Origin of the sequence: Sphingobacterium micropteri (genome assembly GCF_014692515.1) — a bacterium.
Lineage (GTDB): Bacteria > Bacteroidota > Bacteroidia > Sphingobacteriales > Sphingobacteriaceae > Sphingobacterium > Sphingobacterium micropteri.
In genome coordinates, this window is record NZ_JACOIK010000012.1 from 131,693 (window position 1) to 157,603 (window position 25,911).

The 25,911-nt window shown below is 40.5% G+C and carries 25 protein-coding genes; 11 read left to right on the top strand and 14 right to left on the bottom strand.

Going from position 1 to position 25,911, the window contains the following annotated elements; all coding sequences use genetic code 11:
* Nucleotides 1-135: 135 nt before the first annotated feature.
* On the bottom strand, nucleotides 136-1,377 hold the full coding sequence (gene rocD / locus H8B06_RS16825; RefSeq protein WP_190995365.1) for an ornithine--oxo-acid transaminase: 1,242 nt from the start codon (nucleotides 1,375-1,377) through the stop codon (nucleotides 136-138).
* A gap of 99 nt (nucleotides 1,378-1,476) precedes the next feature.
* On the opposite strand from rocD, the gene H8B06_RS16830 reads away from it, so the two are divergent.
* Nucleotides 1,477-1,926: a nuclear transport factor 2 family protein gene (locus tag H8B06_RS16830; protein WP_190995366.1), complete on the top strand. Its 450-nt coding sequence runs from the start codon at nucleotides 1,477-1,479 to the stop codon at nucleotides 1,924-1,926.
* Here the strand turns inward: H8B06_RS16830 and H8B06_RS16835 are convergent.
* The 8 genes from H8B06_RS16835 to fbaA form a co-directional block, all read right to left on the bottom strand.
* Nucleotides 1,916-2,896: a Gfo/Idh/MocA family protein gene (locus tag H8B06_RS16835; RefSeq protein ID WP_190995367.1), complete on the bottom strand. Its 981-nt coding sequence runs from the start codon at nucleotides 2,894-2,896 to the stop codon at nucleotides 1,916-1,918. The genes H8B06_RS16830 and H8B06_RS16835 overlap by 11 nt on opposite strands.
* Before the next feature lie 4 nt (nucleotides 2,897-2,900).
* Entirely contained in the window at nucleotides 2,901-3,872 is a 972-nt protein-coding gene (locus H8B06_RS16840; protein ID WP_190995368.1) for an NAD(P)H-quinone oxidoreductase, read from the bottom strand.
* A gap of 2 nt (nucleotides 3,873-3,874) precedes the next feature.
* Nucleotides 3,875-6,628: a TonB-dependent receptor gene (locus tag H8B06_RS16845; RefSeq protein WP_317170948.1), complete on the bottom strand. Its 2,754-nt coding sequence runs from the start codon at nucleotides 6,626-6,628 to the stop codon at nucleotides 3,875-3,877.
* Between the two features lie 111 nt (nucleotides 6,629-6,739).
* Complete coding sequence (locus H8B06_RS16850; protein WP_130140105.1) at nucleotides 6,740-7,267, bottom strand: ferritin; 528 nt, start codon at nucleotides 7,265-7,267, stop codon at nucleotides 6,740-6,742.
* 177 nt (nucleotides 7,268-7,444) lie between these two features.
* Nucleotides 7,445-7,807, bottom strand: a complete 363-nt coding sequence (locus tag H8B06_RS16855) for a hypothetical protein (RefSeq protein WP_190995369.1) — start codon at nucleotides 7,805-7,807, stop codon at nucleotides 7,445-7,447.
* Between the two features lie 122 nt (nucleotides 7,808-7,929).
* A complete protein-coding gene (hpf, locus tag H8B06_RS16860; RefSeq protein ID WP_130140103.1) occupies nucleotides 7,930-8,274 on the bottom strand; it encodes a ribosome hibernation-promoting factor, HPF/YfiA family in 345 nt (114 codons plus the stop codon).
* A 15-nt stretch (nucleotides 8,275-8,289) separates the two neighbouring features.
* Nucleotides 8,290-9,174 (bottom strand): tyrosine-type recombinase/integrase, encoded by an 885-nt coding sequence (locus H8B06_RS16865; RefSeq protein WP_317170949.1) that lies wholly within the window; start codon nucleotides 9,172-9,174, stop codon nucleotides 8,290-8,292.
* A 138-nt stretch (nucleotides 9,175-9,312) separates the two neighbouring features.
* Nucleotides 9,313-10,392 (bottom strand): class II fructose-bisphosphate aldolase, encoded by a 1,080-nt coding sequence (gene fbaA, locus H8B06_RS16870; protein ID WP_190995370.1) that lies wholly within the window; start codon nucleotides 10,390-10,392, stop codon nucleotides 9,313-9,315.
* A 237-nt stretch (nucleotides 10,393-10,629) separates the two neighbouring features.
* On the opposite strand from fbaA, the gene H8B06_RS16875 reads away from it, so the two are divergent.
* The 4 genes from H8B06_RS16875 to H8B06_RS16890 are packed head-to-tail and all read left to right on the top strand — an operon-like array spanning nucleotide 10,630 to nucleotide 15,157.
* The gene (locus H8B06_RS16875) at nucleotides 10,630-10,980 is read left to right on the top strand and encodes an ArsC family reductase (RefSeq protein WP_190995371.1); all 351 of its coding nucleotides are present in this window, start codon (nucleotides 10,630-10,632) and stop codon (nucleotides 10,978-10,980) included.
* A gap of 4 nt (nucleotides 10,981-10,984) precedes the next feature.
* Nucleotides 10,985-12,934 carry a M1 family metallopeptidase gene (locus H8B06_RS16880; protein ID WP_190995372.1) on the top strand — a complete coding sequence of 650 codons (1,950 nt, stop codon included), beginning with the start codon at nucleotides 10,985-10,987 and terminating at the stop codon, nucleotides 12,932-12,934.
* Between the two features lie 29 nt (nucleotides 12,935-12,963).
* Nucleotides 12,964-13,662 (top strand): hypothetical protein, encoded by a 699-nt coding sequence (locus H8B06_RS16885; protein WP_190995373.1) that lies wholly within the window; start codon nucleotides 12,964-12,966, stop codon nucleotides 13,660-13,662.
* 28 nt (nucleotides 13,663-13,690) lie between these two features.
* Nucleotides 13,691-15,157: an amino acid permease gene (locus H8B06_RS16890; protein WP_190995374.1), complete on the top strand. Its 1,467-nt coding sequence runs from the start codon at nucleotides 13,691-13,693 to the stop codon at nucleotides 15,155-15,157.
* A 39-nt stretch (nucleotides 15,158-15,196) separates the two neighbouring features.
* Here H8B06_RS16890 and H8B06_RS16895 read toward each other — a convergent pair whose 3' ends face one another.
* Both H8B06_RS16895 and guaB read right to left on the bottom strand, forming a co-directional pair.
* The gene (locus H8B06_RS16895; RefSeq protein ID WP_190995375.1) at nucleotides 15,197-15,313 is read right to left on the bottom strand and encodes a 30S ribosomal protein THX; all 117 of its coding nucleotides are present in this window, start codon (nucleotides 15,311-15,313) and stop codon (nucleotides 15,197-15,199) included.
* Between the two features lie 98 nt (nucleotides 15,314-15,411).
* Nucleotides 15,412-16,884 (bottom strand): IMP dehydrogenase, encoded by a 1,473-nt coding sequence (guaB, locus tag H8B06_RS16900; RefSeq protein ID WP_190995376.1) that lies wholly within the window; start codon nucleotides 16,882-16,884, stop codon nucleotides 15,412-15,414.
* 243 nt (nucleotides 16,885-17,127) lie between these two features.
* Here guaB and H8B06_RS16905 point away from each other — a divergent pair, with 243 nt between their 5' ends.
* From H8B06_RS16905 to metQ, 4 genes are read left to right on the top strand one after another with little or no spacing between them, the layout of a single operon-like run.
* Entirely contained in the window at nucleotides 17,128-17,622 is a 495-nt protein-coding gene (locus H8B06_RS16905; protein WP_190995377.1) for a hypothetical protein, read from the top strand.
* 19 nt (nucleotides 17,623-17,641) lie between these two features.
* Nucleotides 17,642-18,469, top strand: a complete 828-nt coding sequence (locus tag H8B06_RS16910) for a methionine ABC transporter ATP-binding protein (protein ID WP_317170950.1) — start codon at nucleotides 17,642-17,644, stop codon at nucleotides 18,467-18,469.
* A gap of 11 nt (nucleotides 18,470-18,480) precedes the next feature.
* Complete coding sequence (gene metI / locus H8B06_RS16915; protein ID WP_190995378.1) at nucleotides 18,481-19,137, top strand: methionine ABC transporter permease MetI; 657 nt, start codon at nucleotides 18,481-18,483, stop codon at nucleotides 19,135-19,137.
* A gap of 44 nt (nucleotides 19,138-19,181) precedes the next feature.
* Nucleotides 19,182-19,982, top strand: coding sequence for a methionine ABC transporter substrate-binding lipoprotein MetQ (gene metQ, locus H8B06_RS16920; RefSeq protein ID WP_190995379.1), 801 nt, complete (start codon nucleotides 19,182-19,184; stop codon nucleotides 19,980-19,982).
* Between the two features lie 44 nt (nucleotides 19,983-20,026).
* Here the strand turns inward: metQ and H8B06_RS16925 are convergent, their stop codons facing one another.
* Both H8B06_RS16925 and H8B06_RS16930 read right to left on the bottom strand, forming a co-directional pair.
* Entirely contained in the window at nucleotides 20,027-20,554 is a 528-nt protein-coding gene (locus H8B06_RS16925; RefSeq protein ID WP_190995380.1) for a class I SAM-dependent methyltransferase, read from the bottom strand.
* A gap of 80 nt (nucleotides 20,555-20,634) precedes the next feature.
* Nucleotides 20,635-22,032 (bottom strand): APC family permease, encoded by a 1,398-nt coding sequence (locus H8B06_RS16930; RefSeq protein WP_190995381.1) that lies wholly within the window; start codon nucleotides 22,030-22,032, stop codon nucleotides 20,635-20,637.
* A gap of 184 nt (nucleotides 22,033-22,216) precedes the next feature.
* Here H8B06_RS16930 and H8B06_RS16935 point away from each other — a divergent pair, with 184 nt between their 5' ends.
* Together H8B06_RS16935 and H8B06_RS16940 are read left to right on the top strand one after the other, a co-directional pair.
* Entirely contained in the window at nucleotides 22,217-23,215 is a 999-nt protein-coding gene (locus H8B06_RS16935; RefSeq protein ID WP_190995382.1) for a beta-ketoacyl-ACP synthase III, read from the top strand.
* Nucleotides 23,216-23,264: 49 nt separating this feature from the next.
* Nucleotides 23,265-24,221, top strand: coding sequence for a hypothetical protein (locus H8B06_RS16940; protein WP_190995383.1), 957 nt, complete (start codon nucleotides 23,265-23,267; stop codon nucleotides 24,219-24,221).
* A gap of 8 nt (nucleotides 24,222-24,229) precedes the next feature.
* On the opposite strand, the gene H8B06_RS16945 is transcribed toward H8B06_RS16940, so the two are convergent.
* The gene (locus tag H8B06_RS16945) at nucleotides 24,230-25,771 is read right to left on the bottom strand and encodes a SulP family inorganic anion transporter (RefSeq protein WP_223857729.1); all 1,542 of its coding nucleotides are present in this window, start codon (nucleotides 25,769-25,771) and stop codon (nucleotides 24,230-24,232) included.
* Nucleotides 25,772-25,911: the final 140 nt, after the last annotated feature.

The window sequence follows — 25,911 nt, forward strand, 5'->3', positions numbered from 1 at the left end:
ATATCTTATTTATATTCAATAAAAATTACCAATAAAAATACCTATCTTTTTTGATGTTCACAACATCCAGACCTTTTCCCGGCAAAAAATATTATATATGTTGTCTTAATGTAACATTTAGTATACCAGTACAATTTAGGTATCCAACACGACCAACGATTTACGGATAATGTCAATAGCCTCTTCCAATTCTTCTTTCGTAATCACTAAAGGAGGCGCAAAACGTATCTTGTCACCATGTGTAGGCTTCGCCAACAAGCCATTTTTCATGAGTTCCAAACACAAAATATCAGCTGCATTATCGCTGGTATGCTTAATGACAATGGCATTAAGCAATCCTTTTCCCCGAACCTGTTTAATTACGGGGTGTGCGAATCCAACTAACGCTGTTCGGAAATAGGCCCCGAGTTCTGCAGCACGATCTGCAAGTTTTTCTTCCTTCAGTACTTCTAGTGAAGCTATAGCAACAGCGCAAGCTAACGGATTACCCCCATACGTCGATCCGTGTTCACCAGGCGCTATGGTTAGCATGATTTCGTCATCCGCTAGAACAGCGGAAATTGGCATAACACCACCACTCAAAGCTTTTCCCAGAATAAGAATATCTGGACGTACATTTTCGTGGTCGCAGGCCAGTAATTTTCCAGTTCTAGACAAACCGGTTTGGATCTCATCCCCGATAAATAGGACGCGGTGTTCTTTACAAAGCGCTTTAGCAGCAGCCAAATAACCACTGTCGGGCACATATACTCCTGCTTCTCCTTGAATAGGTTCCACCAGAAAGCCAACGACGTCCTCATCTGCGATTGTATGACGAAGAGCATGTAGATCGTTATAGGGGATAGTAATATAGCCAGGCATAAACGGACCAAATCCCGCTTTTGCGGTAGGGTCTGTACTGAAGGAAATAACATTGATAGTCCGACCATGAAAATTGCCTTCTACCGTAATAATTTTGGCCTGGCCATCCGGCACGCCCTTTACAGCATAGCCCCATCTACGCGCTAATTTCAAAGCAGTCTCCACAGCTTCTACTCCCGTATTCATGGGCAATACCTTGTCATAACCAAAATACTGTGTAATATATCGCGTGTATTCTGCCATACGATCACTATGAAAAGCTCTTGATGTTAACGTTAGTTGTTTTGCCTGCTCCGTCAAAGCATGAAGAATCTTCGGATGGCAATGACCTTGGTTGACTGCGGAATAACCCGAAAGAAAATCAAAATAACGTTTGTCTTCCACATCCCAAACGAATGCCCCAAGCCCCCTATTTAGTACTACTGGCAATGGATGGTAATTATGGGCTCCATGTTGATCTTCAATTTGAATACAACTTGCTGTTTTTTCCGGTATTTGATAGCCGTTGATCTCCATAACACTGATATTATATTAATAAACTTTTAATGTAAACATATTTTTTGGAATATCGAACCAGAGTCCCTAAATTCGATTACTAAATAAAACTATCACTATATGATGTTATATAATAGAGTATCGTTAGTCATGCTGACCATTATCATGACAGCTGTTCTTTCCGAAGCAGGTGCACAGGAAAAAAGTGCTTCCCAAGCCGTGGAAACGGCTACAAAAGCACTTATAGACGCCATGTTAAAGCCTAATGCACAGGTGTTAAATAAACTTGCCTCCGACAAGCTTAGCTATGGCCATTCCAGTGGAACAATCGAAACAAAAGAGCAGTTTGTACAGACACTTATTTCTGGTGCTTCTGTTTTTGAAGAAATTCAAACGACCGGCCAAACGGTGGATGTGCAAGATAATACCGCCATTGTTCGCCATACATTGAGCGCCAAAACGAATGACCCGGGAAAAGGTCCGGCCAGTATCCGGTTAGGCATTATGCTGACATGGGTGAAATCGAATGATAGTTGGCAGCTTCTTGGACGGCAAGCGTTTAAATTGTAGATAAAATCTTCTCTATTACTGCTGTTGTCCGTAAGGCACTCTCTCCTGTTGAAAGACAATGCCCTTCTCCTCGTAACTCTTTTACAATGGATTCTATTAGGGCTTGTTGGATATGTGCTGGTTTTTCAAAATCAAAAAATTGGGTACCCGATGGTGTTATCCATGTTACTGGTGAGAAATCAAAGGTGCTAAAGCGTATCTCCCCGGTGGTTCCGGTGATGATGATTTGGTCTTCTGCCGTTTCCTGAATTCCGGAAAACGTCCATATACCTGTCCCCAGCACGCCATTGTCATGCTGCCAGCTAGCACAAACGCTATCCGGTACCTCATAATTTTTGGCAAGATTGATGGCATAGCCGTTTACGTCTGCTATCGGACTTATCATATAATCTACTATATCGAGTGTATGAGGAGCCATATCGACAAAATATCCCTCGCCTCCTATTTCCTTTTTAATGCGCCATGTATGCATATCGGGATTTAAATCCGAAAGACTGGGCGCACGTACCAATCTGACCGATACCGTTAATATTTTACCGATTTTCCCTTCATCGATCCATTGTTTAACCTGTGAAAAATAGGGTAACGCCCGACGATAAAAAGCCACAAATAGGGATACTCCCTTTTGTTTAGCTGCATCGTACATCTCTCTAGCTTCCGCGAGTGACATTGCCATCGGTTTTTCCACGTATACGGGCTTTCCGGCTTGTATCGCCTGTAATGCATATTCTTTATGTGTACTAGGAGGTGTCGCAATGTAAACAATATCAATATCTGGGTCAGCCAACAATGCTGGCACACCTTCGTATACTTTAGGCACTCCATGTCGTAGCGCATAATCTTCTGCTTTCTCTTTCGTGCGGGAAGTAACTGCTAATAAGAAAGAATGAGGTGTTTTATAAAAAGCCGGTCCGCTCTTCATTTCTGTTACCTCGCCAACGCCAATCATACCCCACTTTATAGTTTCCATATTTTTATTTCTTAAATTTCAATGCAAGTTTACCTAAAAATAACCCATTCTCCATCCATTCATGGGCTGTTGAAGCATCGCTCATAGGAAATACTTTAGACAATTGTGGTTGGAATGATTTTCCGATGAGTGGCCAAACATATTGGTGTACATCCCGTGTTAGCGGGATTTTGAAAGAAAGATCCCGAGCACGCAATGTACTTCCGGTCAAGAGGATACGTTTTTGCATTAATTTTAAAATATGAAGCTCTACCTTATGTCCTTTCATTGCATTGATATAAATCAAGCGACCGTCTGCCGCTAACAAGTCTAGATTTTTCTGGAAATAATCACCGCCGATACTGTCTAATATGACATGCACGTTCTCCGTCCGCAGAATCTCTCGAAAATCACTTTCTCGATAATTGACGACCTTATCGGCCCCTAATTGTCGACAATACCTTTCCTTTTCCGCTGTGCTAACCGTCGTCAGCACCCGTGCTCCAAATGCTTTTGCGAGCTGTATGGCCGTGCTTCCGATTCCACCCGCTCCACCATGAACCAACAGCGTCTCTCCTTCCCGCAAAGCCCCCCGTCGAAATACATTGTCCCAGACGGTATACACGGTTTCTGGTAATACTGCCGCTTCTTCAAAGCTGATCCCTTCTGGAATCGGAAGACACATCTCCTGATGAGCAGCAACATATTCCGCATATCCACCTCCCGCCACGAGACAACATACGCTGTCCCCTACTTTCCACAATGTTACTGCCGTACCTACCTCAACAATAACCCCGGCCACCTCCAGTCCTGGAATATCCTCCACCACGCCTACTGGCGCTGGATAATTTCCTTTTCGCTGAAAAATATCCGGACGGTTTATTCCCGCTGCGTTTACCTGTATCAATACTTCATTTTTCGCTATTGCGGGAATAGCTCGCTCTTGCAGTTCTAAAACTTCCGGACCACCTGCTTTTGTTATAACAATAGCTTTCATACCTATCTTTTTTTTGGATACTTCTGCAAACGCATGTTTAATGTAACCATAAAATAACGCCCAAGCCGATTATTTCGCGCCTCATATACGTCATTACCTATGTATTCACTGTACGTACCCATATTTTTATTCTGATCCAACAAATCGAACCCCTGTAAGCGTAGCAATGCCTGCTTATTATGCAAAAACGAAAACTCCAGATAGGCATTGATAATCGTCGGATTAATATTCATAAAACTGCTGGCATACCCAGAATTGAATCGTTGCGACATCTCCGCACCTAACGTTACATGTTCTCCCAAATAGCTTTTGGTAGCGGCACTTGCCAATAAGCTATGTCCGGTAATTTTCGTCGTATAAGGCCACGTATAACTCGCGTTATTTAAAAGATAATTCGCATTAAACATGGATTCAAAATAATCGCTCCAGCTATAACGCAGTTGAGCAGACTGGGAGTATATGAATTGTCTGGTGGTATTTCGTTGGTCGTTCACATATGACAAATTATTATAATAATCCGTGTTTCCACTGATATCCAATTGTACATTCTCATTAAACAGTGGTGTGTTGAAGAGATAATACCATTTAATATCATAATAACCGTCTGTATTTTTGAATGTGGTTTCCTGAATAGTAGAACCGGAAATTGCAGTTTTGTCAGATACAATTTTGTTAGCTACATAATTGTACGCAAAATTGGTTTCAAAATATTGTCCTCTGGACGTTACGAATTTTCGTAACGTCGTACTAATTCGGTTTGAAAATTCGGCTTTTAATTCTGGATTTCCGACGATAATATTTTGCGAGTTACTGTTATCCCTGATCGGGATGATATGTAAGAGATTAGGTTGATTATTTTTACCTACGTAATCAACACTCCAATCAGTTTCCTCATTTAATCGCCATTTAAACCCTGCCGTAGGCACTAGGTTAACATTTTCATACGTATACTGCATATCTTCCCGTGGAAGGAAACTGCTCAGTTTTACAGGCTGCACCGCAAATCCAATATTTGCCCGGAAGGTTTTGTGGGGTGTGTACAAATAATTCAATCCCATACGGCTATTTCGAAAACGGTAATTATAGTTCACCCCTAATGAATCCACGTAGAAAAAATAGCCAAGTTCCTCCGATTTAAGCTTATCTTCCACGATTCGTTGCGTGGTCATATCCGTTAATTCATAATTGTACAAAAACTCTAATGTACTGTATGCAGAGAAAGGCTCAACAAAAGACACCGATGCCCTCACACCATCTGTTCCGTTTCGCTGTTGTATAAAATATCGTTGCTCAAACAAGCTATGTATTGGATCTATAGGTGTCGAATCTACAGAGACATAGCGATCGAGCACGTCTTCTAGTTTACGTTGGCTATTAAAGTTAAGCGAAACACTTCCTAATAACTTTCTACCTGGTTTTTGGAATGATTTGGCATACAACATGTCAATATCTAAATTAGGATTTCGCTGATAGGATGAATCTTGATAAGTTCCTCTATTGGTTATTCTATTATTGTTAACCTGTCTCTTTCGGTTATTCCAAACATATACCCTACTATAGGAAAAAACTGGTTTTATTTCTAATACATCTTGATTTTGGAACCGATGTTTGAGTTCCGCTCTAAGTCTATGAAAATTATCATCGTTTGTTATATCATAATTTTCCTCGTTAGAAATCCGGTTTCTAAGATAATCCGAGTGCAGTATGGAATTTCCTTCCGTAAAATTTTTCTTTCGTGTAAAGCTATAATTAGCGTTGAATTGTGTATTTTCTGCTAAATTATCTGAAAAGCTAAACCCTAACGACCGTATATTATTGAGACCATCCGTAGGATCTACAAAATCATTAACATCAAAAAGTGATTTCTCCCTTTCTCCCATCCCGGTTGGCGATCCAAAAGAGAATAGACTTGTGTTTGTATTGTTTATAGAACCTACCAATGAAAACTCCTGTCCATCGTCAAAACGATTAATACCTGCGCTACCGATATAGCGTTCCCTAGTTCCGACACCAGCGGTCAATTGACCAAAGGAAATACGCTTACGATCCTCCTTGAGAACAATATTCAAAATTTTCTCCGGTTCTTCCGTTGTAAAACGCTTATCGGCCGAAAGCTCGTTGCGATAGTTTAATATCTGAATACTCTTGATAAAATCAGCAGGCAAATTACGTGTCGCCGTCAAAACATCGCCTCCGAAGAATTTCCGACCGTCTACCTGTACGGATGAAATGGGCTTTCCTTGTGCATAGACGGTTCCGTCGCGCGAAACCTGGATACCCGGCAACTGCTTCAACGCCTCCTCTAAAAGAGAATTCGACCGAAAAGTAAACGCATCCATATTATATTGAACGGTGTCACCTGCATAGACGACCGGAATAGTTTTTAACACATACACTCCCTCTATTAATGAGCTCTGTGGCCGAAGTACGACATTCGGCATAACGATAAAGCTGAACAAGTTTTTAGATGACAGCGTTCTGTTCACAATTTGATGCCCCAACATGCTATAAGACAACCGAATATCCAAACCCCTTATATCTTTAAAACGATAATATCCTGCATTGGAACTTATTACTGTAATTGTGTCCCGTGTGCTTGTCAATCGTATGGTAACACCTTTTAGTCTTGTTCCAGCGGTATCCACTACAAATCCCTGAATCTGCCGTGGTTCGGTTTGGGCTTTTGCTCCAATCGAACCTAGCCCAACAAAAAAGAGCGTCGCAATCAGAAATATAAGATACCGATGATGTTCCACAAAAACTAACGTTTACGCATTTGTGTCAATATACAAAAAAAATGAAATTCAATAAAAGAAAAGCGGGTCATCTCCTATTGAAATGACCCGCTTATGTAATTTTTTCTGGAATTATTCTCCGTCAAATGTTACTTTAACTAAATGCTTATCTATTTCCCAACGACCAGTACCTTCTTCGCCAATCACATCAAACAATTCTAAAATACGACGCGCCACATACTCTTCTTCTACTTGTTCCTCTAAGAACCATTGTACGAAATTAAATGTAACATAATCTTTCAGCTTCATACATTTGTCCGCTATGTTATTAAACTGTTCGGTAACATGCATTTCCTGCTCCAATGTTTGCTCAAACACGCCACGAAAAGATTCGAAGTCAACCGGTATATTTGTAATCTCAGGAGAGATCGCACGTCCTCCGCGGTTATTGATATAGTTAAATAACTTCAACATATGCTCTCGTTCTTCGTCTGCTTGTTTAGCAAAAAAAGTTGCAGAATTATCCAACCCTTGATCGTCACACCAAGAAGACATTGCTAAATAAAGTGCGGATGCATGTGCTTCTACTTTTACCTGTGCATTTAATATATTTTCTATCTCCTCAGATAACGAAGATTTCAATTTCAATAGGTCTTTCATATTTATCTTCCTTTAATATAATCTTATATACTTTAATAAACAACAATGTATTCCCCACATTGTTTGTACAAAGATAAACCAAGAAAACTCAAAATGGATAAAGAAAATACAATACAAATTAAGTCTAAATTACAGCTCATCCGACTTAACTTGTTTAGAATCAGTACAATTAAAAGACTAGATAACGAGCAAAGCATCCTTACGAAGGATTTTCTTTATTTCGCTGTTTAGCTCTATCATGAACTTTGCTCCAGCCAAAATTTCCTTTAAATTTAGAATATCCTGAATGGAAAGAATAAAACACCTTTCCGTACGGTGAGGCATCATAATTTCAAAATCAGCAGCACGGGAAGTATCTGCCAACATACGCGCAATATCCATCCCATCTACACGTTTTTTAAATAGAAAGAAATCAGAAATCTTAAAGGCGGTTGTCGTGTGTTGAAATTCGAGCCAATAGCAGTTTTTTCGACTACATTGGTACACGGCTCCGTGTGTTGTTTTGAATACTTCTTCTACGTGTGCTAATGGACAGATCATCGTTGTTAAAATTCGCTGAGCAAATATAGATGTTATTCAGATTCAATCCAAATAAATTACTCGTAAAATATATAAAAAAAGCTGATCTCTCGATCAGCTTCTCTCTTTTTTGATTTGTTTTTTTAAAATTCCTCTTCCGGATTACTCAATAGCTCCTTGTGATTACTTACTGCTGTCCTGGTTTTCGTCTTATGTTTATTGATCTGTCGTCGTAGTGATTCTACGGCAAGATCAGTTGCTTCTTCGAAACTTTTCGCCTGTGCTTTGGCAAATAATTGGTTTCCAGGTATGTTCATCTTCAATTCCACCACTTTGTTGGCTTCATCGTCTACGTTTTCCAAACGAAGATAACATACGCTCTCGATGATGTTGTCCAAAAACTGTTCTAACTTAGCTGTTCTCTTTTTGATAAAATCAACTAATTTTTGATCAGCATCAAACTTGATAGATTGCACAGTAATGTTCATTTTTCCTCCTTTTTTTTAAGCCTTTGGATGGGCTTGTTTATAAATAGATTTTAATCTTTCTACAGAGTTGTGCGTATAAACTTGTGTTGCCGCTAAACCAGCGTGTCCCAGTAATTCCTTGATGGCATTCAAATCCGCTCCATTATTCAAAAGCGTCGTGGCAAAGGTATGTCGCAATACATGCGGACTTTTTTTCTGCTGAGAGGTAATACGTCCTAGATATTGCCGTACTGTCCGATAAATCAAGGAACGATAAGCCTGCTTTCCTTCTTTGGTAACGATTAAATAGGTTGATTTGTTTTTAAAATCTTGTGCATATTTCAACATTAAATAGCGTCTGATTTCTTCCAACAGTGTTTGGTGCACAGGCACTAACCTTTCTTTACCCCGCTTTCCAAATATGCGTACCCTCCGATTATAGGTATCAATATCACGTTCTTGAATCGCAAGCAATTCCGAAAGTCTTATACCCGTGCCAAACAATAACTCTAAAATAATAAAGTCACGTGCTTCCTCAAAGCTTTCCGAATCCATTGCCCCCCTATCTAATAATTCTACCATTTTTTCCTGCTCGACTACCACAGGCAATTTCCGGGGTGTTTTAAGTGCATGGACCAACTGCATAGGGCTAGAAGTTACAACGCCTTCCCTGACTAGAAACTTATAAAAAGAACGCAAGGACGATATAGATCGGTTAATACTAGAAGCTTGTCTATCGTTCTCTTTCATCACCGCCAAATAATATCGAATAACCCGATAGTCTACCTCTTCAAAAACGATTTCTTCGGTTGATAGAAAGTCGAGAAAACGATCTATTTCCAACGCATAAGCCAAAATGGTATGGGAGGAATAACGCTTCTCAAACTCCAAAAAACTTAAAAACCGTTGCTTATTCATCATCTATATCGTTCTTCTATAAATATAGTAAAAAGAGTGATGTAAAAAAATTTATTAGAAAATTTTAGAAAAAAGATGGCATAAAAAAAACTTAGCTCACCGTGGTCCGCAAGCTAAGTTTTAAGCGATCAATAGTAAATCTTACAATTTCGTATTTACATCAATAGCGTTCAATTCGTTGAAGGCTTGTTTTAAACGTTCTACAAACGTTTCTTCACCTTTACGCAGCCAAACCCGTGGATCATAATATTTTTTATTTGGAGAATCCGCACCTTCCGGGTTCCCGATCTGGGCCTGCAAATAATCCCGATTTTTTGCTTCATAAGCGCGAATACCATCCCAGAATGCCCATTGCATGTCTGTATCAATATTCATTTTGATAGCGCCGTAGGAAATCGCTTCTGAAATTTCTTCTGGCGAAGATCCAGAACCACCGTGAAAAACAAAATTTACCGGCTTCTCAGCGGATAAATTAAATTTCTCCCGGATATATTCTTGTGAGTTATGTAAAATAACCGGTTGCAATTTCACATTACCAGGCTTGTATACCCCATGTACATTACCAAATGCCGCCGCTACCGTAAATTTATCGGAAACTTTGGATAGCTCTTCATATGCATAAGCCACTTCCTCCGGCTGTGTATACAATTTTGAGCTGTCTACATCCGTATTATCTACACCATCTTCCTCGCCGCCAGTTACACCTAATTCAATTTCAACCGTCATACCAAGCGGCTTCATGCGCTCTAAATATTTTCTGGAGATCTCGATATTCTCTTCGATTGGTTCCTCTGATAAATCCAACATATGCGAAGAGAACAACGGTTTTCCGTGTTGTGCAAAGAATTTTTCGCCCGCATCCAAAAGACCGTCAATCCACGGCAACAATTTTTTTGCCGCGTGATCTGTATGCAATATAACAGCCACACCGTAATGCTCCGCTAACAAATGAACGTGATGAGCAGCCGATACAGCTCCCAAAATACAGGCTTGCAAACCGTCGTTGTTCAATGATTTTCCTGCATAAAACTGTGCTCCACCATTGGATAATTGAATAATGACCGGTGAGTTCACCGCCTTCGCTGTTTCCAAAACAGCATTGATCGAATTTGTTCCAATTACATTAACCGCAGGTAAAGCAAACTTATGTTCTTTAGCTATCTCAAATAGTTCTTGTACTTGATCGCCAGTTAAAACACCCTTAAAATCTTTTAGGCTCATATTTTTTATTTTATTACTTGTGTTATTCGCGACTAAAGATAGAGAGTTTTTTTGTTTTTTACAACTTAGTGTATAAAATACACAACATAGATGTAACACCGCTATATAGCCTCAAAAAAAACGTGTAATTTGCATAGAGACAGAAAGAAATGATATAGGAACAGAAAAGAATACCACTATTTTTTAATAATATTAATATCTTTATCACATCATACAACATAAAAACGAAATTAATTAATGGCATTACAGGTATACGGAATCAAGAATTGCAACACGGTAAAAAAAGCGTTAACGTGGCTGGATGACAATAACATTGCTTACAGATTTCATGATTACAAGAAGGAACCTGCGACATCGGAGCAGCTAACGGCGTGGGAAAAGAAAGTATCTTGGGAGTCCTTGGTCAATAAAAAAGGAACAACCTGGCGTAAACTAAATCCCGAAGAGCAGGCAGCAGTAGTTGATGCCAACTCAGCAAATGCTGTTCTTTTAAGAAATAATAGCATGATTAAAAGACCATTAATAGAATCACCTAAAGGTATTATATTAGGTTTCGATGAGGAGGAATATCAAGATAAACTTAAATAGTGCTATGATTAAAAAACTGATTTTTATATCGTTTAGCGCTGTCCTGCTGGCCATAGGTCAAGTAAGTGCACAAACGAACAGTGTATACGACTATACAGAAGCTTTCCATCCTATTTTTTATACGCAGAACGGCTCTCCTTATCGTTCCGCTAGCGGAAAACCAGGGCACGCATACTGGCAAAACAGTGCGGATTATATCATCAAAGTGTCCCTAGATGAACAAATAAACCAAGTTTCTGGACATTTAACTATCCACTATACCAACAATAGTCCGGATGATTTACAACATCTTTGGTTTCAACTAGATCAAAATCTCTTCCAAGCGGATTCGCGGGGACAGGCTACTATACCATTGCAAGATAGCCGTTATGGCTCTGCGGAATCTGATTTTAAGGGAGGATTTCAATTAACGAATCTTCACTTTTCCGATGGTTCAAAGGCATCTTACGAGGTCATTGATACACGAATGCGATTGGAATTGCCTAAAGTATTAAAAGCTGGAGGCCAATCGGTTACCTTAGAAATGGAATTTTCATATACCGTTCCGGAATACGGAGCGGATAGGACAGGTATATTAGACACCAAAAACGGAAAGATATACACTATAGCACAATGGTATCCTCGAGTATGTGTATACGATGATATTTTGGGCTGGAATACAGACCCTTATACAGGACCGGGTGAATTTTATCTTGAATATGGAGATTATCATGTAGAGATCGATGCACCTGCTGATCACATCGTCGTCGCGGGAGGAGAACTCCTTAATCCGACAGAAGTTTGGACTTCCGAACAGCTTTCCCGATATAAACAAGCATTTGAAAGTGAAAGAACAATCTTAATTCGATCGGCAGAAGAAGTGACTAACGCTGCTTCACGCCCGAACAAGAAACGCCTCACCTGGAAATACAAATTGGATAATGCGCATGACTTCGCTTGGGCCTCTTCCAAAGCTTTTATTATTGACGGTGCAAGGATCAATAACCCTAGTGGAAAAAGCGCATTGGCCCTCTCTGCTTATCCTGCTGAAAGTAACGGTGGCAATGCTTGGGAGCGTTCTACGGAATATACGAAGGCATCTATCGAACATTACAGCAAAAAATGGCTTGAATACCCCTACCCAGTTGCTGTTAATGTGGCGTCTAACGTCGGCGGGATGGAGTACCCGGCTATTTCTTTTTGTGGCGCTACAGCCAAAGCAGGTAATTTATGGGGCGTAACCGATCACGAATTCGGACACAACTGGTTTCCAATGATCGTAGGAAGCAACGAAAGGCTTCACGCTTGGATGGATGAAGGTTTTAATACGTTTATCAATGGCTTATCCACCGAGGAATTCAATAAAGGAGAATATCATAAAAAGTTCGGAAACCGTAATAGTATGGCGCCGGCATTTTCCAAACCTGATTTAGAACCGATCATGTCTTCTCCCCAAAATATGAAAGAAAAAAACATTGGGATTCTTGCCTATTACAAACCTGCGTATGGCTTACGTTTGTTACGCGATGAGATAATTGGTGCGGAGCGTTTCGACAGCGCATTCCGTAAGTATATTGCGTACTGGGCATATAAACATCCTACACCGGATGATTTTTTTCGTACCATGGAAAATGAAACAGGCGAAAATCTAGCTTGGTTTTGGCGTGGTTGGTTTAAAAACAACTGGGCATTGGATCAAGCTGTCCGGTCAGTAGAATACGAGGGGCTGGACCCAAAACATGGTGCGATAATAACGATCGATAATCTACAAAAACTGGCTATGCCTGTTGTCATCGAAGCTACCACGGAGTCTGGAAAAAAAATAAGGAAAAAACTTCCTGTAGAAATATGGCAACGTAACACATCTTGGCGCTTTAAGCTTAAATCTACGGAAAAACTTACACGGGTAATCATCGATCCAGACAACGTTTACCCAGATATGGATCCTTATAATAACGTATGGCCCAGAAATTAGGGGTGATGAGATATAAGATAGAAAATATAATGAGAAAACAGATACAACATTACGCATTCCCTTTCTTTCTATTGCTTAGCGGGCTGGGTATAAGCTTTTCGACCAGTGGACAGGAAATTAAAGGCATTGTGTACGAACTGGAAAGCAGTCAGCGGTTACGCGATGTGACCGTTAAAAACCTTCGGACACATGAAACCACACAGACGGATATAGAGGGTAATTTTATGGTGGATGGACAAATCAATGATCTACTGACCTTTACGCAGCCTGGATACGAGGTAGATACTGCTTTCGTTTATCAAGAAGGCATACAACGGATCTATCTCATTCGCGACAGCAAAACCATTATGATCGATGAGGTTGTTATCAGTCGTCTTACTGACAGTCGTTTGGCACACGAAATAGAAAAAGCTAAAAATGAAGGACAGGTTACCGAAGCGTCGCAAAACCGTGGTGGGTTGCGGATTTCGCTTTCCCGTTTATTCGGAAGGCAAAGTAAAATGGCGCGTAAAAATCTCGATCTTCTACTGGAAGAACAGCATAATCGAAAAGTGGATCGGTTATTTAGTGCACAGGCTATTCGTGCCCTTGTACCACTTACAGATACCGAAATGGCACTCTTTAGAGAACAATTTCGCCCTTCACTTGAATTTATCGAAACAGCCTCGCCAGAAGATGTACGGGCTTATGTCCTCGATTCTTACAGTAAATTTAAATCTTCAAAATAAGACAGCGCAGTCTCTATAAAATAATATTATGCTATATAAAAAGTCTATACCACAAATTATCCAAGAAGCGAAGGAGAGCGGAGAGCACACCTTAAAACGAACACTTTCAAGTACTGGCTTGGTTTCTTTAGGTGTAGGCGCTATTATTGGAGCTGGGCTTTTCTCATTAACGGGAATTGCTGCTGCTGAAAATGCGGGGCCTGCCGTTATCCTTTCTTTCATTATCGCTGCCATAGCGTGTTCTTTTGCCGGACTATGTTATGCTGAATTTGCCTCTATGATTCCAGTCGCTGGCAGTGCTTATACTTATTCCTATGCGACGATGGGTGAATTTATGGCATGGATCATCGGTTGGGATTTAGTTCTAGAATATGCGCTGGCCAGTGCCACGGTAGCCGTCAGCTGGTCACATTATTTCAACGAGCTCTTACTCACCTTCGGATTTATTATTCCACCAGAATATTTAAAAGGCCCCTGGGAAGGCGGCTATATTAATATTCCGGCGATTATCATCGTTTGTCTCTTATCGTTGCTATTGATGCGAGGTACGAAAGAATCATCAACAGTCAATAATTTGTTGGTTATATTGAAAGTGGCAGTTGTCCTCATCTTTATTGTATTGGGTTGGAGCTTCATCGATTCATCCAACCACGTTCCTTTTATTCCGGAAAATGAAGGCGAAAAAATGGTGAAAAGTGGGGAAATGGGACTTTGGTCCTTTCTTAACAGTGATTATTTCGGACAGTTTGGTATCAGCGGGATTTTTCGAGCTGCCGGTATATTATTTTTTGCATTTATAGGGTTCGATGCGGTGAGCACAGCCGCACAAGAAGCTAAAAATCCGAAAAAAGGCATGCCTATAGGTATTATTGGGTCGCTTGTTATCTGTACAATTTTATATGTGCTTTTTTCCTATGTAATGACAGGCTTGGAAAACTATAAATCCTTCGAGGGGGACGCAAAGCCTGTCGCAACAGCATTTGCCAATACAGGATACACCTTCTTAAATACGGCACTCATCGTCACCATTCTTGCTGGTTATACGTCGGTTATTCTTGTGATGTTACTGGGACAAAGCCGTGTATTTTATTCCATGAGTAAAGATGGATTATTGCCCAAGATGTTCTCCGATCTTTCCAAAAACCAGACCCCGTGGAAAACAAACGCTTTTTTCATGTTATTTGTATCCTTATTTGCAGGTTTTGTACCTATATCGGATTTAGGTCATATGGTCAGTATTGGAACACTCTTCGCCTTCATGCTGGTTTGTATCGGTGTTTTAGTTCTCCGTAAAACAGATCCGGAACTGGAACGTCCCTTTAAAACACCATTCTCACCTTTAATACCTGTATTAGGCATTATCGTATGCTTAATCCTCATGATATCTTTACCAATCGAAAGCTGGGAGCGTTTAGCAATATGGCTGGTTCTCGGATTTGCCATCTATTGGTTCTATAGCCGAAAACACAGCAAAGTACGGAAATCACATCGATGACCTCTTTCCTTTATCATTATAAAAAAAGAAGCTGTCTAATTAGACAGCTTCTTTTTTATTCTCCACTTTTGGCTTGGGATGTTTTCTAGGTCTTTTCTTTCCATACGATCCCATGATAATTTTTCCTCTACGTGTTTTTTTATCTCCTTTACCCATAGCTTTTTGTATTTAAATATTACAATTATTGATCGATTGAAAGCAATTTAACAATTACTGCATGTAAATCCAAGTACTATAAGGAATTTATCTGATCTTTAACCCCTACTGTAATTAGGTGCTTCTTTTGTAATCGATATATTGTGCGGATGTGATTCTCTTAATCCCGCACCCGTAATTCGTACAAATTGTGCTTCTTTCAATTTTTCGATACTACCCGCCCCACAATATCCCATAGATGCTCTTAACCCACCGATATACTGATATACCACTTCTGCTAATGTTCCTTTATAAGGTACACGTCCCACAATTCCCTCTGGCACTAATTTTTTAATATCCTCTTCCACATCTTGGAAGTAACGGTCTTTAGAACCTTTTTCCATGGCTTCTACCGAACCCATACCCCGGTAAGACTTAAACTTACGACCTTCGTAGATGATCGTTTCACCAGGAGCTTCTTCTACCCCTGCAAATAGTGAACCCGCCATAATGGTATCGGCACCTGCTGCAATAGCTTTCGCAATATCGCCTGTTTGTTTAATACCACCATCGGCAATCAATGGAACGCCAGAACCTTTTAGTGCTTTAGCTACCTCATAAACCGCGTATAATTGTGGTACTCCTACACCTGCAATAATCCGTGTAGTACAGATAGACCCTGGGCCAATCCCAACTTTTACAGCATCTGCACCAGCTTCTGCCAATGCTTTTGCCGCTGCACCAGTCGCAATATTGCCTACAATAACCTGTAGTTCCGGAAAAGCCGATTTAACTTCTTTCAGTTTTTCAATAACGCCCTTCGAATGTCCATGTGCTGTATCAATGGTTACCACATCCACCCCTGCTTTTACTAAGGCAGTAACACGTTCAAGGGTATCTACTGTCACGCCGACTGCTGCCCCTACTAATAGACGACCATGACCATCTTTGGCAGCGTTCGGATAGTGTCTATATTTCTGAATATCTTTAAACGTAATAAGACCTTTCAAGTTTCCTTCCACGTCCACGACGGGTAACTTTTCTATCTTATGGTTTTGTAAAATCTCCTCTGCGCGAATCAGATCCGTTCCCTCCGGTGCCACGACTAAGTTGGTCTTTGTCATAAGCTCATTAATGGGCTTTGACATATCTTTCTGAAAGCGAAGATCACGATTGGTAACAATACCAACAAGCTTTCTATCTCCGTTAACGATCGGGATGCCTCCTATCTTATGCTCTTTCATAATTTTAAAAGCATCGCCGACAGTTGATCCTTCCAACAGCGTTACTGGGTCTTGGATCATTCCGCTTTCTGAGCGCTTTACTTTGCGCACTTCCGCCGCCTGTTCGTCGATAGACATGTTTTTATGCAACATCCCTATCCCCCCCGCTTGTGCGATGGCTATAGCTAAATCAGCTTCTGTTACCGTATCCATAGCGGCAGATACTAACGGAATATTTAAACGGATTTTTTTTGTAAGCTGTGTGCTCGTATCGACGTCACGAGGTAAAATTTCTGAATACGCAGGAATCAATAAAACATCGTCGTACGTAAGACCTTCTGCTACGAATTTTTGTGGATCTAATTGCATATGGCAAATATCTTTGGAGTTTCTATTTGCCAGGCAAAATTACGGTTTTTTTTGAGATTATCAAAAATTATCATTTTTTTATATCGACAGTAGAGCGCTTTTACAATAGGCTTACACTTGCTTTATTAATATGCACCCCTATATCATTTTGACAGTTTGGCAAACTATTTGCATTGAATAGTTTAAAAAAACCAACTTATCGATAATCGATAAGTTTTTGAAATTATATTAGAGAAGAATATCATGAAAAAAGTATTTTTATCGTTATTAGCAGCTTCTTTCGTCACGATCGGCGTACAAGAGGCGAATGCACAAGCCCGTTATCGAACAGCCCTAGGGTTGGGGATTGACGTGGGAGACGGCCCCACACTGGTAGGTCCGCAAATAAAGCATTTTTTTGACGGGGCCAATGCCGGAAACGCTCAAGTATTATTCGGGGACGATGTTACGGTATTAGGGGTTGATTATTCCTACAATCAGGCTATAGCTGGAACCAACGGTTTGAATTGGTATGTAGGTGTGGGTCCACAACTCGCTTTTGTTGATGGTGGACGCTGGTGGGGTGACGGAGATGATGATACCTATTTTGCCCTACGTCCTGCTGCTGGTTTGGAATTTAAAATTCCGTCCGCACCACTAGCATTCCATTTCGATTGGAAACCTTGGTGGAACCTATCCAACAATAGCAATTTTGAACCCGCACGTTTTACATTAGGATTTAAATTCACGCTCAAGTAAATTCCGGTCCACCATAAAAATGGAAATATCGGTATACCAACTTGGTGCACCGATATTTTTTTTTAAAAGCGGAACAAACACTATCTTTGCACTAGATTATATGATTAAGCTAGAGCAAGTCAGCAAAATATTCTATAAGAAAAAAAAGGAGATTCAGGCCCTCCTAAATATTAGTCTCCATATCAATAAGGGGGATATTTTTGGTATTATTGGTTATTCCGGTTCAGGTAAGAGTACACTTGTGCGTACTATTAACCTGTTGGAACGTCCCACTTCGGGAAACCTATACTTGTCGGGTCAGAATATTGTGTCGCTTTCGGAGCAAGAATTAATTCCTCTTCGACGGAAAATAGGGATGATTTTCCAACATTTCAACTTACTTTCTTCCCGCACGGTTTTTGACAACATTGCTTTTCCGCTAGAATTAACAGGAATGCCTAAAGCAGAAATAAAGAAAAAAGTAAGTAGCCTGCTCCATATGGTAGATTTATCGGAAAAACGAGATGAATATCCTGCTGCATTATCTGGCGGACAAAAACAGCGTGTAGCGATTGCCCGAGCATTGGCCTCTGATCCCGAGATTCTACTTTGTGACGAAGCGACCAGTGCATTAGACCCACAAACAACACGGGCCATCCTTTCACTTTTGAGACGTATCAACCGCGAACTGGGTATCACCATTGTTCTGATTACGCATCAAATGGAAGTTGTACGTGCGGTATGTACCCGCGTAGCTGTTATCTCTCAGGGTCAACTGATTGAAGAAAATGAGGTGAATGAATTATTTAAATATCCGAAATCATCTATTACACAGGAATTACTGAATCCAGCATGGACAATTGATTAACAGGAACAATTATGTCAGAAGCAACATTTTGGTTATTAGCGAAAGGCACTTGGGAAACGATCGTCATGACATTTTCTGCCGGATTCTTCAGTTTTCTACTTGGGCTTCCACTAGGCATATTATTATTTTTAACACGGGAGCGACAATTACTCGCCAACAAGCCGTTAAATAGTACGATTGCATTTTTCGTCAATATTTTCCGTTCGATTCCTTTCATCATTCTCATCGTGTGGATGATTCCCTTCACACGCGCTTTAGTAGGTACATCGATTGGTATGAATGCCGCTATAGTACCGCTAAGCATTGGTGCTGCACCATTTGTTGCACGACTGATAGAGAACTGTCTACTGGAAATCCCTTATGGCATCATCGAAGCAGCGCGCTCCATGGGCGCCACAACAATGCAAATTGTACACAAAGTGCTTATTCCTGAAGCTCTTCCTGCCATAATCAACAGTACTTCCCTTACCCTTATCACGTTAGTGGGATATTCTGCTATGGGTGGTGCCGTAGGTGCTGGAGGATTAGGACACATTGGTTATCAATATGGTTATGTAGGTTATGATGCATTAATTATGAATGTGGTGTTGGTATTGTTGATCGGCATTGTATTTGGTATACAATTTATCGGCGATCGACTATCGAAATACGTGGATCATAGGAAGTGAAGCGTTATGAATGATGAGTTATAAGTGATATAAATATGCACAAGATGATTAAATCTTTATTTAGTTCGGCTATTATTATAGCGACCCTTTTATCCTGTGGCGGGGCGAACCGTTCTGCTGATATCCTTCGTGTCGGTGTACAAGCGGGCCCTGAATACAGTTTGGCAGAAGAAGCCAAAAAAGTTGCAAAAGAAAAATACAACTTAGAAGTCGAACTGGTTTCTTTTAACGATTACGTTATGCCGAATGAAGCGCTACATCAGGGTGACATTGATGTGAACGTCTTCCAAACCACTCCCTATTTAGATGATCAAATGGCAAGTCGTGGCTATAAATTAGCCATTGTTGGAAATACGTTTGTTTACCCGATGGCAGGTTATTCCAAGAAAATAAAAAATATAAGTGAACTCAAACCGGGGGCTACGCTAGTTATCCCAAATGATCCCACTAACTTAGGGAGAGCACTTTTGCTCATGCAGGAAGTGGGGTTGATTCAGCTTAAAGATAACGTCGGATTACTACCTCGTTTACAAGATATTACCGGAAACAATTTAAATCTAAAGATCTTGGAACTGGAAGCTCCGCAACTGCCGCGTACATTGGATGACGATAAAGTCGCCGTAGCAGTGATCAATAACAACTTTGCTGCGAGCCACGGACTCATTGCAAAAAATGATGGAATTTTTATCGAAAACGAGAAGTCGCCTTATGTAAATATCATCGTGAGTCGGGAAGATAATAAGGAGGACGAAAAAGTATTAAGTTTTGCAAAAGCATATCAATCAGAAGAAGTAGAGGCTGTCGCAGAAAAGGTATTTAAAGGTGGGGCTATAAAAGGCTGGTAATTTGATGATGGAGGGTACGTTATGCGCCCCCTCCATCATCAAATTTAGCGGTTTGGAACCGTCCATAAAAATATCGTACTTCCATCTACCGTGATAGTTTTTTCAGCTTCCCAGTCGCCCATATCAAAAGCATGCGATACCACGCGTGTTCCCGGCTTCAATTCTTTTAAAATTTTGGATCGCAATTTTAAATTGACTTCCGGAAGTAAATAAAGCGTCAATACATCTGCCTTGCTAAAGTCAAAATCAAACAGATTTCCCTGTACAAAAGTTACTTTATCCGTTACACCTGCTTCTTTTGCATTTTCATTTGCTTCTCGGATACGTTGTGGATCAATGTCTACACCTGTAGAGGTGGCACCACGTTTAGCAGCAGAAATCGCAATACGTCCATCACCACAACCTAAGTCATAATGAACATCTCCTGCTTTCACACCTGCCAAATCCAACATGGCATCTACGACTGGTTGTTTTGTAGGTACATAAGGCACGTCTAGATTAGGTGTTTGTGCAAATACCTGAAAGCCTACGAATAAGCAAAGAACCAGTAAATAATTTTTCAATGCATTCATTTTATTTAATTTAAAGGGTCAAAAAAATATATTCATTTAATTATTATCAAAGTCCAACATACTATAATAGTACGTCGAAATCATGCTTTTTGTTTCGGTATGAAAAAGAAAAACACCATTCCCAACAACAGTACGCCTACTCCAAGCCACGCTCCTCTTCCGGCAAACATTAAACTGGAATATAATAGATACGTAGAGGTGAGGCAAAAAATAATCGGAAGAACGGGATACAACGGCACCTTAAAGGGCCGAGGAGCATGAGGCTCCTTATGACGTAAAACAAAAAGCGATAGCCCGGTACATAAAATAAAAAACCAGAAAATCGGTGCCGTAAAATCCACCATAGATTCAAATCCACTACGGGCGAACGACCCCAGAATAATAAGCATGACCGCTATTCCGCCTTGCGTCAAAAGTGCATTTACAGGTGTAGAGGTTTGAGTTTTCCAAGTGCGCATGAAAGAAAAAACAGAAAAATCCCGCCCTAACGCATGATTGGTGCGTGCCCCCGTAAAGATGGTTGCATTGGTAGACGTCAGTGCTGCCAGAACAACCAATAAGCCTATAAAAAACACACCGGCATCTCCCATAACAACACGCATGGTTTCCACACCAACTGCTTCCGAAGAAGCTAAACCAGCAACCCCCAAAACGTTAAGGTACGCTAGATTTATCAGTAAATATATAGCAGTTATGATTAGGATACTGGTAATCATCACCGTAACCATTTTTTTACTTCCTCCCCGCATCTCCGAAGATATATAACCTGCTTCGTTCCACCCGCCAAATGTCAGCAGCACCATGACCATCGCTCCTCCTATTGCCGATGTTATACCAGGACTTACAGGTGCGGCGGCCGCAGTCACATTATTTTCGGGTGCAAAGAAAAGTCCTGCAACAATCAATGCAAGCAATCCAACGAACTGCAAACCGACTAAGAATTTCTGCGCTCCCGTACCAACATGTACTCCGATAATATTAACAAGTGTTAGCCCAACAACCACTATTGCGGCATAAATAGAAGAAGAAAATGTACCTAAGCTATACAATTCACTCATATAGTCGCCTACGATAAAAGCCAACAATGCGATGGAACCTGTTTGGATAATACTCATCCTTGCCCAAGCAAATAGAAATGCAAAACGCCGACCGAAAGCACGATGCAAAAAATGATAATCACCACCGGTATTGGGGAAAGCCGTGCTCAACTCGGCATAACACATCGCACCGATTAATGATATTACACCTCCTAAGACCCATACGCCAAAAAATAATTCCGAGCTCCCTGTGTTTGCTGCAACAATAGATGGAGTTCGGAAAATACCTGCTCCGACAACAATGCCGACGATAACGACAATAGCATCAATTACACTTAAAACTTGTTTGGGGTGGGTTGATTTATGGGGATTAGCGGCACCATTACTGTTCGCCTCCGTTATGTTTTCAATAGTGGTTTTCAGGTTCTGCGTGTCTTTCATGCGCGCTTTCCATTTTGTAGGGTTATGTATTATTCCTTACATAATAGTACAAACAACTATGCAAATTGTTTCTATTTTTTTACGCTTAACTTACGAAAATGCGCTATCTCCCAGCGCGCTTGACTCCAAACTAATCATAAAATTCCGTACCTTTGCCCTGTTTTTATTTTGAGAAACCAAATTTATGCAAAATATTTATTCATCCCGACCTTATGCTGCGATCACTGCTATAGGTGGCTACCTTCCACAAGGACGACGAACCAACTTTGATTTAGAACAGGTATGCGATACGTCGGACGAATGGATCGTAAAACGTACCGGAATTAAAGAACGTCGTATTTTAGAACAGGGATTGGCCACCTCGGATATGGCCGTTATGGCTATCCGAGATTTGTGCACACGCTACGATAAAGATATTTCTGCAATAGATGCTATCATCGTCGCCACTTCAACACCAGACATGCTGATGCCTGCAACAGCAAATATTATAACACAAAAACTAAACTTAAAAAATGTGTGGGCTTTTGATATGAATGCTGCTTGTTCGGGATTTCTATATGCATTGGATATGGGGGCGTCGTTAGTAGAAACGGAGCGATACAAAAATGTACTCGTTGTCGGAGCGGACAATATCAGTGCATTTGTCAATATTCATGACCGTTCTACCAATATTCTTTTTGGTGACGGGGCTGGCGTAATCTGGTTAGAACCGTCCGCAGAAGCCGGTATCATTGATGCCTTTATGCAAAGTAACGGCGACGGACGCGAGTTCTTAAATATTGAAGGTGGTGGCTCTCTACATCCTACCCATGATGATATATTTAGTGATGAACGCAGGTATTTGCGACAAGACGGAAAGGTCGTATTTAAACAGGCTGTACAGTCCATGAGCAATGCATGCAAAAGCGTACTGCAACGCAACCAACTGGGTATAGAGCATATAGACTGGTTAGTACCACATCAAGCTAATAAACGTATTATCGATGCTGTAGGTAAGGAGATTAATATCCAAGAGGACAAAACACTGACCAATATCGAGTATCGTGGTAATACGATTGCAGCAACCATTCCCTTATGTATCTGGGAGAATATTAAGCTGATACAAAAAGGTGATCTACTGATGTTGACCGCGTTCGGCGCGGGGTTCTCTTGGGGCGCCAGCTTGTTACGATGGATGATATAGATATCAAAATATATACTTATATTCATTCCAGGCTTTAGTTTTCATGGATATGCGTATAAAATCTCTCACCCCATGGTTATTTGTAGTTTTCATATTATCGACTTTGATAGCATGCAGCGTTGTAAAAGACGCACATATACAGCAACAAACGGTAGTTAGTAATTGCAACCAACAAAATATCTACGATTATACGGAGGATGATATGCCACAACCTCTTCATACACTCCCTATCGATAAGACTTTATCTACTTATTTAAGCTATGAAAATTTAAATATGGCTAATGCGATTGGTATTTTAACCGATCTCACGTATTATGTTCGTTTAAAAAATGATAATAATCCCGCAGATCTTGAAAAACGAATTAGTCTCCTGGAATTAAAACAACGCATCGATCATAAAATTAATATGGCTTCTCTTGAAGTCTCTGCAATAGCGTCAGAAATGGATTGTGAAGAAGAACGAACCAGCCAAGTCGCCAATTATTTAAAAGGCGGAGAGAGTGAACTAGAATCTAAACTTACGGTAGCGGCCATCGTGGTAGGTGCAGCGGGTGCTATTACAACAGGTGGTGTTATAAAAAACGAAACGGCAAGCAATACGGTCGGAATTGCGACAGGTATTACCGAAGCCTCGTTAGGTCTCATTATGCTCTTCAACAATCGAAAGATTGACTTCTATCATGAACGAAACGCGCTTCGGGAAGTTTGGAAAGGAAAAAAAGTTTCTTCTAACTTTCCACCTTCTGTATGGTATTATCTCAATTATAATGACCCTACCAACGATACGCCGTCAGTTAGAATGCAAATCATTGACAAATGGAAAAACTTTGGGCAGATTTCGGAAGAAGAAAATGCATCCATCGAGCAAATATATTTTGGTAACGGTGGTAAATATACAACCGAACAACTTGCAAATCGGGCTGATATGTACGATCAGCTCGAATCTCATATCACTTTAATGAAACAAGATTTGAAATCACTGTCGTTAGCACTGGAAAAGCTTTGATCATGTCCTCAATCATTTGGCATAACCTTATATGTGGGGTCTTCCGCTATATCGATTTGGACAAAACCTTGTGCATTTTTTAATAAGGAACGGCAATCTGGACTAAGATGTCTCAATTGTACATGCTTATCCTGTTTTGCATATCGTCCCGTAATTTTATTCAACGCATCTATGGCAGACATATCTACCACCCTACTTTCTTTGAAATCAATAATAATATATTTTGGATCATCGAATACATCAAATTTTTCCATAAAGGCAGCTGTAGACCCGAAAAACAATGGCCCATATATTTCGTAGTGTTTCACCCCATCTTCGTCGATGTATTTTCTAGCACGAATACGTTTGGCGTTGTCCCATGCAAAAACCAGTGCGGAAACAATTACACCAGCTAATACCGCTAAAGCAAGGTTGTGCAGCACAACCGTAATAAACGCGACTAACATGCCTACAAAAATATCTGATCTCGGAAATTTATTAATAATACGTAGGCTTACCCACTGAAATGTACCAATGGCAACCATCATCATCACCCCCACCAAAGCCGCCATCGGAATCTGTTCGATAAACGGTGCGCCCACTAAAATGATAACCATAATAGCCATGGCACCGATGAACGATGAAATTCGGGTGCGAGCACCGGCATCGAGATTAACCAGTGTCTGTGCGACCATCGCACATCCCCCCATACCGCCGAAAAAACCGTTTACCATATTCGCTAGGCCTTGTGCCACGGCTTCCTGGTTTGACTTCCCTTTTGTATTTGTTATTTCATCGACCATATTAAGGGTCAGAAGTGATTCGATAAGCCCCACTCCTGCCATAACCAATGAATAGGGAAAGACTAATTTCAGCGTATCTAATGTCCATGAGATATCGGGAATATGAAAAGCAGGAAGCGTTCCACTTACCGATGCAATATCTGCCACTTTTTTTGTATTGATGCCAAATATGGTCACTAAGGCAAATACCATTAAAATAGCAACTAAAGATGCAGGAATTTTCTTAGTTATCTTCGGGAATCCTATAACGATCAGAATCGTGAGGCCTGTTAACCCAATCATCGTATAAAGAGATGCACCGGTCATCCAAGAGGACGGATCAGTGGGTAGCTTGAATTGTTGGACTTGCGCCATAAAAATAATAATTGCCAAACCATTCAAGAATCCATACATTACCGGCTGCGGAATTAAACGAACAAATTTACCTAGCTTACATAGACCAACTAGCAATTGCAATATACCCGCCAACACTACCGCGGCAAAAAGATATTGGACACCGTGCCCCGCTGCCAATGCAATTAATACAACGATTGTAGCACCAGCTCCGCCCGATACCATACCCGGTCTACCGCCCAGAATAGATGTCACCAGCCCCATCAAAAAAGCAGCATATAATCCCGTTAATGGCGAAAGACCTGCTAGGATGGCAAACGAAAGGGATTCTGGAATCATCGTCATTGCTACGGTCAATCCTGCCAGAATTTCATTTCTTAAATTGATATTTTCCAGTAATTTCAAGATAAAAAGGATATATTTTAACCACGCCAAAGGTAATTATTTTTTAAGTCCATCGTACTATTTTATACCCTGTAATGTTTTTTTAAAAACATTTGCATTTATAAAAAAATACTACTACCTTTGCCGTATCATAATTTAGGTTTATAATTGGTTAGCTAAAGGTTTTCATT

Excerpts from the sequence above, each read along its gene's own strand:
- rocD (WP_190995365.1), bottom strand. The coding sequence starts at position 1,377 with ATGGAGATCAACGGCTATCAAATACCGGAAAAAACAGCAAGTTGTATT.
- H8B06_RS16830 (WP_190995366.1), top strand. The coding sequence starts at position 1,477 with ATGATGTTATATAATAGAGTATCGTTAGTCATGCTGACCATTATCATG.
- H8B06_RS16835 (WP_190995367.1), bottom strand. The coding sequence starts at position 2,896 with ATGGAAACTATAAAGTGGGGTATGATTGGCGTTGGCGAGGTAACAGAA.
- H8B06_RS16840 (WP_190995368.1), bottom strand. The coding sequence starts at position 3,872 with ATGAAAGCTATTGTTATAACAAAAGCAGGTGGTCCGGAAGTTTTAGAA.
- H8B06_RS16850 (WP_130140105.1), bottom strand. The coding sequence starts at position 7,267 with ATGAAAGACCTATTGAAATTGAAATCTTCGTTATCTGAGGAGATAGAA.
- H8B06_RS16855 (WP_190995369.1), bottom strand. The coding sequence starts at position 7,807 with ATGATCTGTCCATTAGCACACGTAGAAGAAGTATTCAAAACAACACAC.
- hpf (WP_130140103.1), bottom strand. The coding sequence starts at position 8,274 with ATGAACATTACTGTGCAATCTATCAAGTTTGATGCTGATCAAAAATTA.
- H8B06_RS16865 (WP_317170949.1), bottom strand. The coding sequence starts at position 9,174 with ATGATGAATAAGCAACGGTTTTTAAGTTTTTTGGAGTTTGAGAAGCGT.
- fbaA (WP_190995370.1), bottom strand. The coding sequence starts at position 10,392 with ATGAGCCTAAAAGATTTTAAGGGTGTTTTAACTGGCGATCAAGTACAA.
- H8B06_RS16875 (WP_190995371.1), top strand. The coding sequence starts at position 10,630 with ATGGCATTACAGGTATACGGAATCAAGAATTGCAACACGGTAAAAAAA.
- H8B06_RS16880 (WP_190995372.1), top strand. The coding sequence starts at position 10,985 with ATGATTAAAAAACTGATTTTTATATCGTTTAGCGCTGTCCTGCTGGCC.
- H8B06_RS16885 (WP_190995373.1), top strand. The coding sequence starts at position 12,964 with ATGAGAAAACAGATACAACATTACGCATTCCCTTTCTTTCTATTGCTT.
- H8B06_RS16890 (WP_190995374.1), top strand. The coding sequence starts at position 13,691 with ATGCTATATAAAAAGTCTATACCACAAATTATCCAAGAAGCGAAGGAG.
- H8B06_RS16895 (WP_190995375.1), bottom strand. The coding sequence starts at position 15,313 with ATGGGTAAAGGAGATAAAAAAACACGTAGAGGAAAAATTATCATGGGA.
- guaB (WP_190995376.1), bottom strand. The coding sequence starts at position 16,884 with ATGCAATTAGATCCACAAAAATTCGTAGCAGAAGGTCTTACGTACGAC.
- H8B06_RS16905 (WP_190995377.1), top strand. The coding sequence starts at position 17,128 with ATGAAAAAAGTATTTTTATCGTTATTAGCAGCTTCTTTCGTCACGATC.
- H8B06_RS16910 (WP_317170950.1), top strand. The coding sequence starts at position 17,642 with ATGGAAATATCGGTATACCAACTTGGTGCACCGATATTTTTTTTTAAA.
- metI (WP_190995378.1), top strand. The coding sequence starts at position 18,481 with ATGTCAGAAGCAACATTTTGGTTATTAGCGAAAGGCACTTGGGAAACG.
- metQ (WP_190995379.1), top strand. The coding sequence starts at position 19,182 with ATGATTAAATCTTTATTTAGTTCGGCTATTATTATAGCGACCCTTTTA.
- H8B06_RS16925 (WP_190995380.1), bottom strand. The coding sequence starts at position 20,554 with ATGAATGCATTGAAAAATTATTTACTGGTTCTTTGCTTATTCGTAGGC.
- H8B06_RS16930 (WP_190995381.1), bottom strand. The coding sequence starts at position 22,032 with ATGAAAGACACGCAGAACCTGAAAACCACTATTGAAAACATAACGGAG.
- H8B06_RS16935 (WP_190995382.1), top strand. The coding sequence starts at position 22,217 with ATGCAAAATATTTATTCATCCCGACCTTATGCTGCGATCACTGCTATA.
- H8B06_RS16940 (WP_190995383.1), top strand. The coding sequence starts at position 23,265 with ATGCGTATAAAATCTCTCACCCCATGGTTATTTGTAGTTTTCATATTA.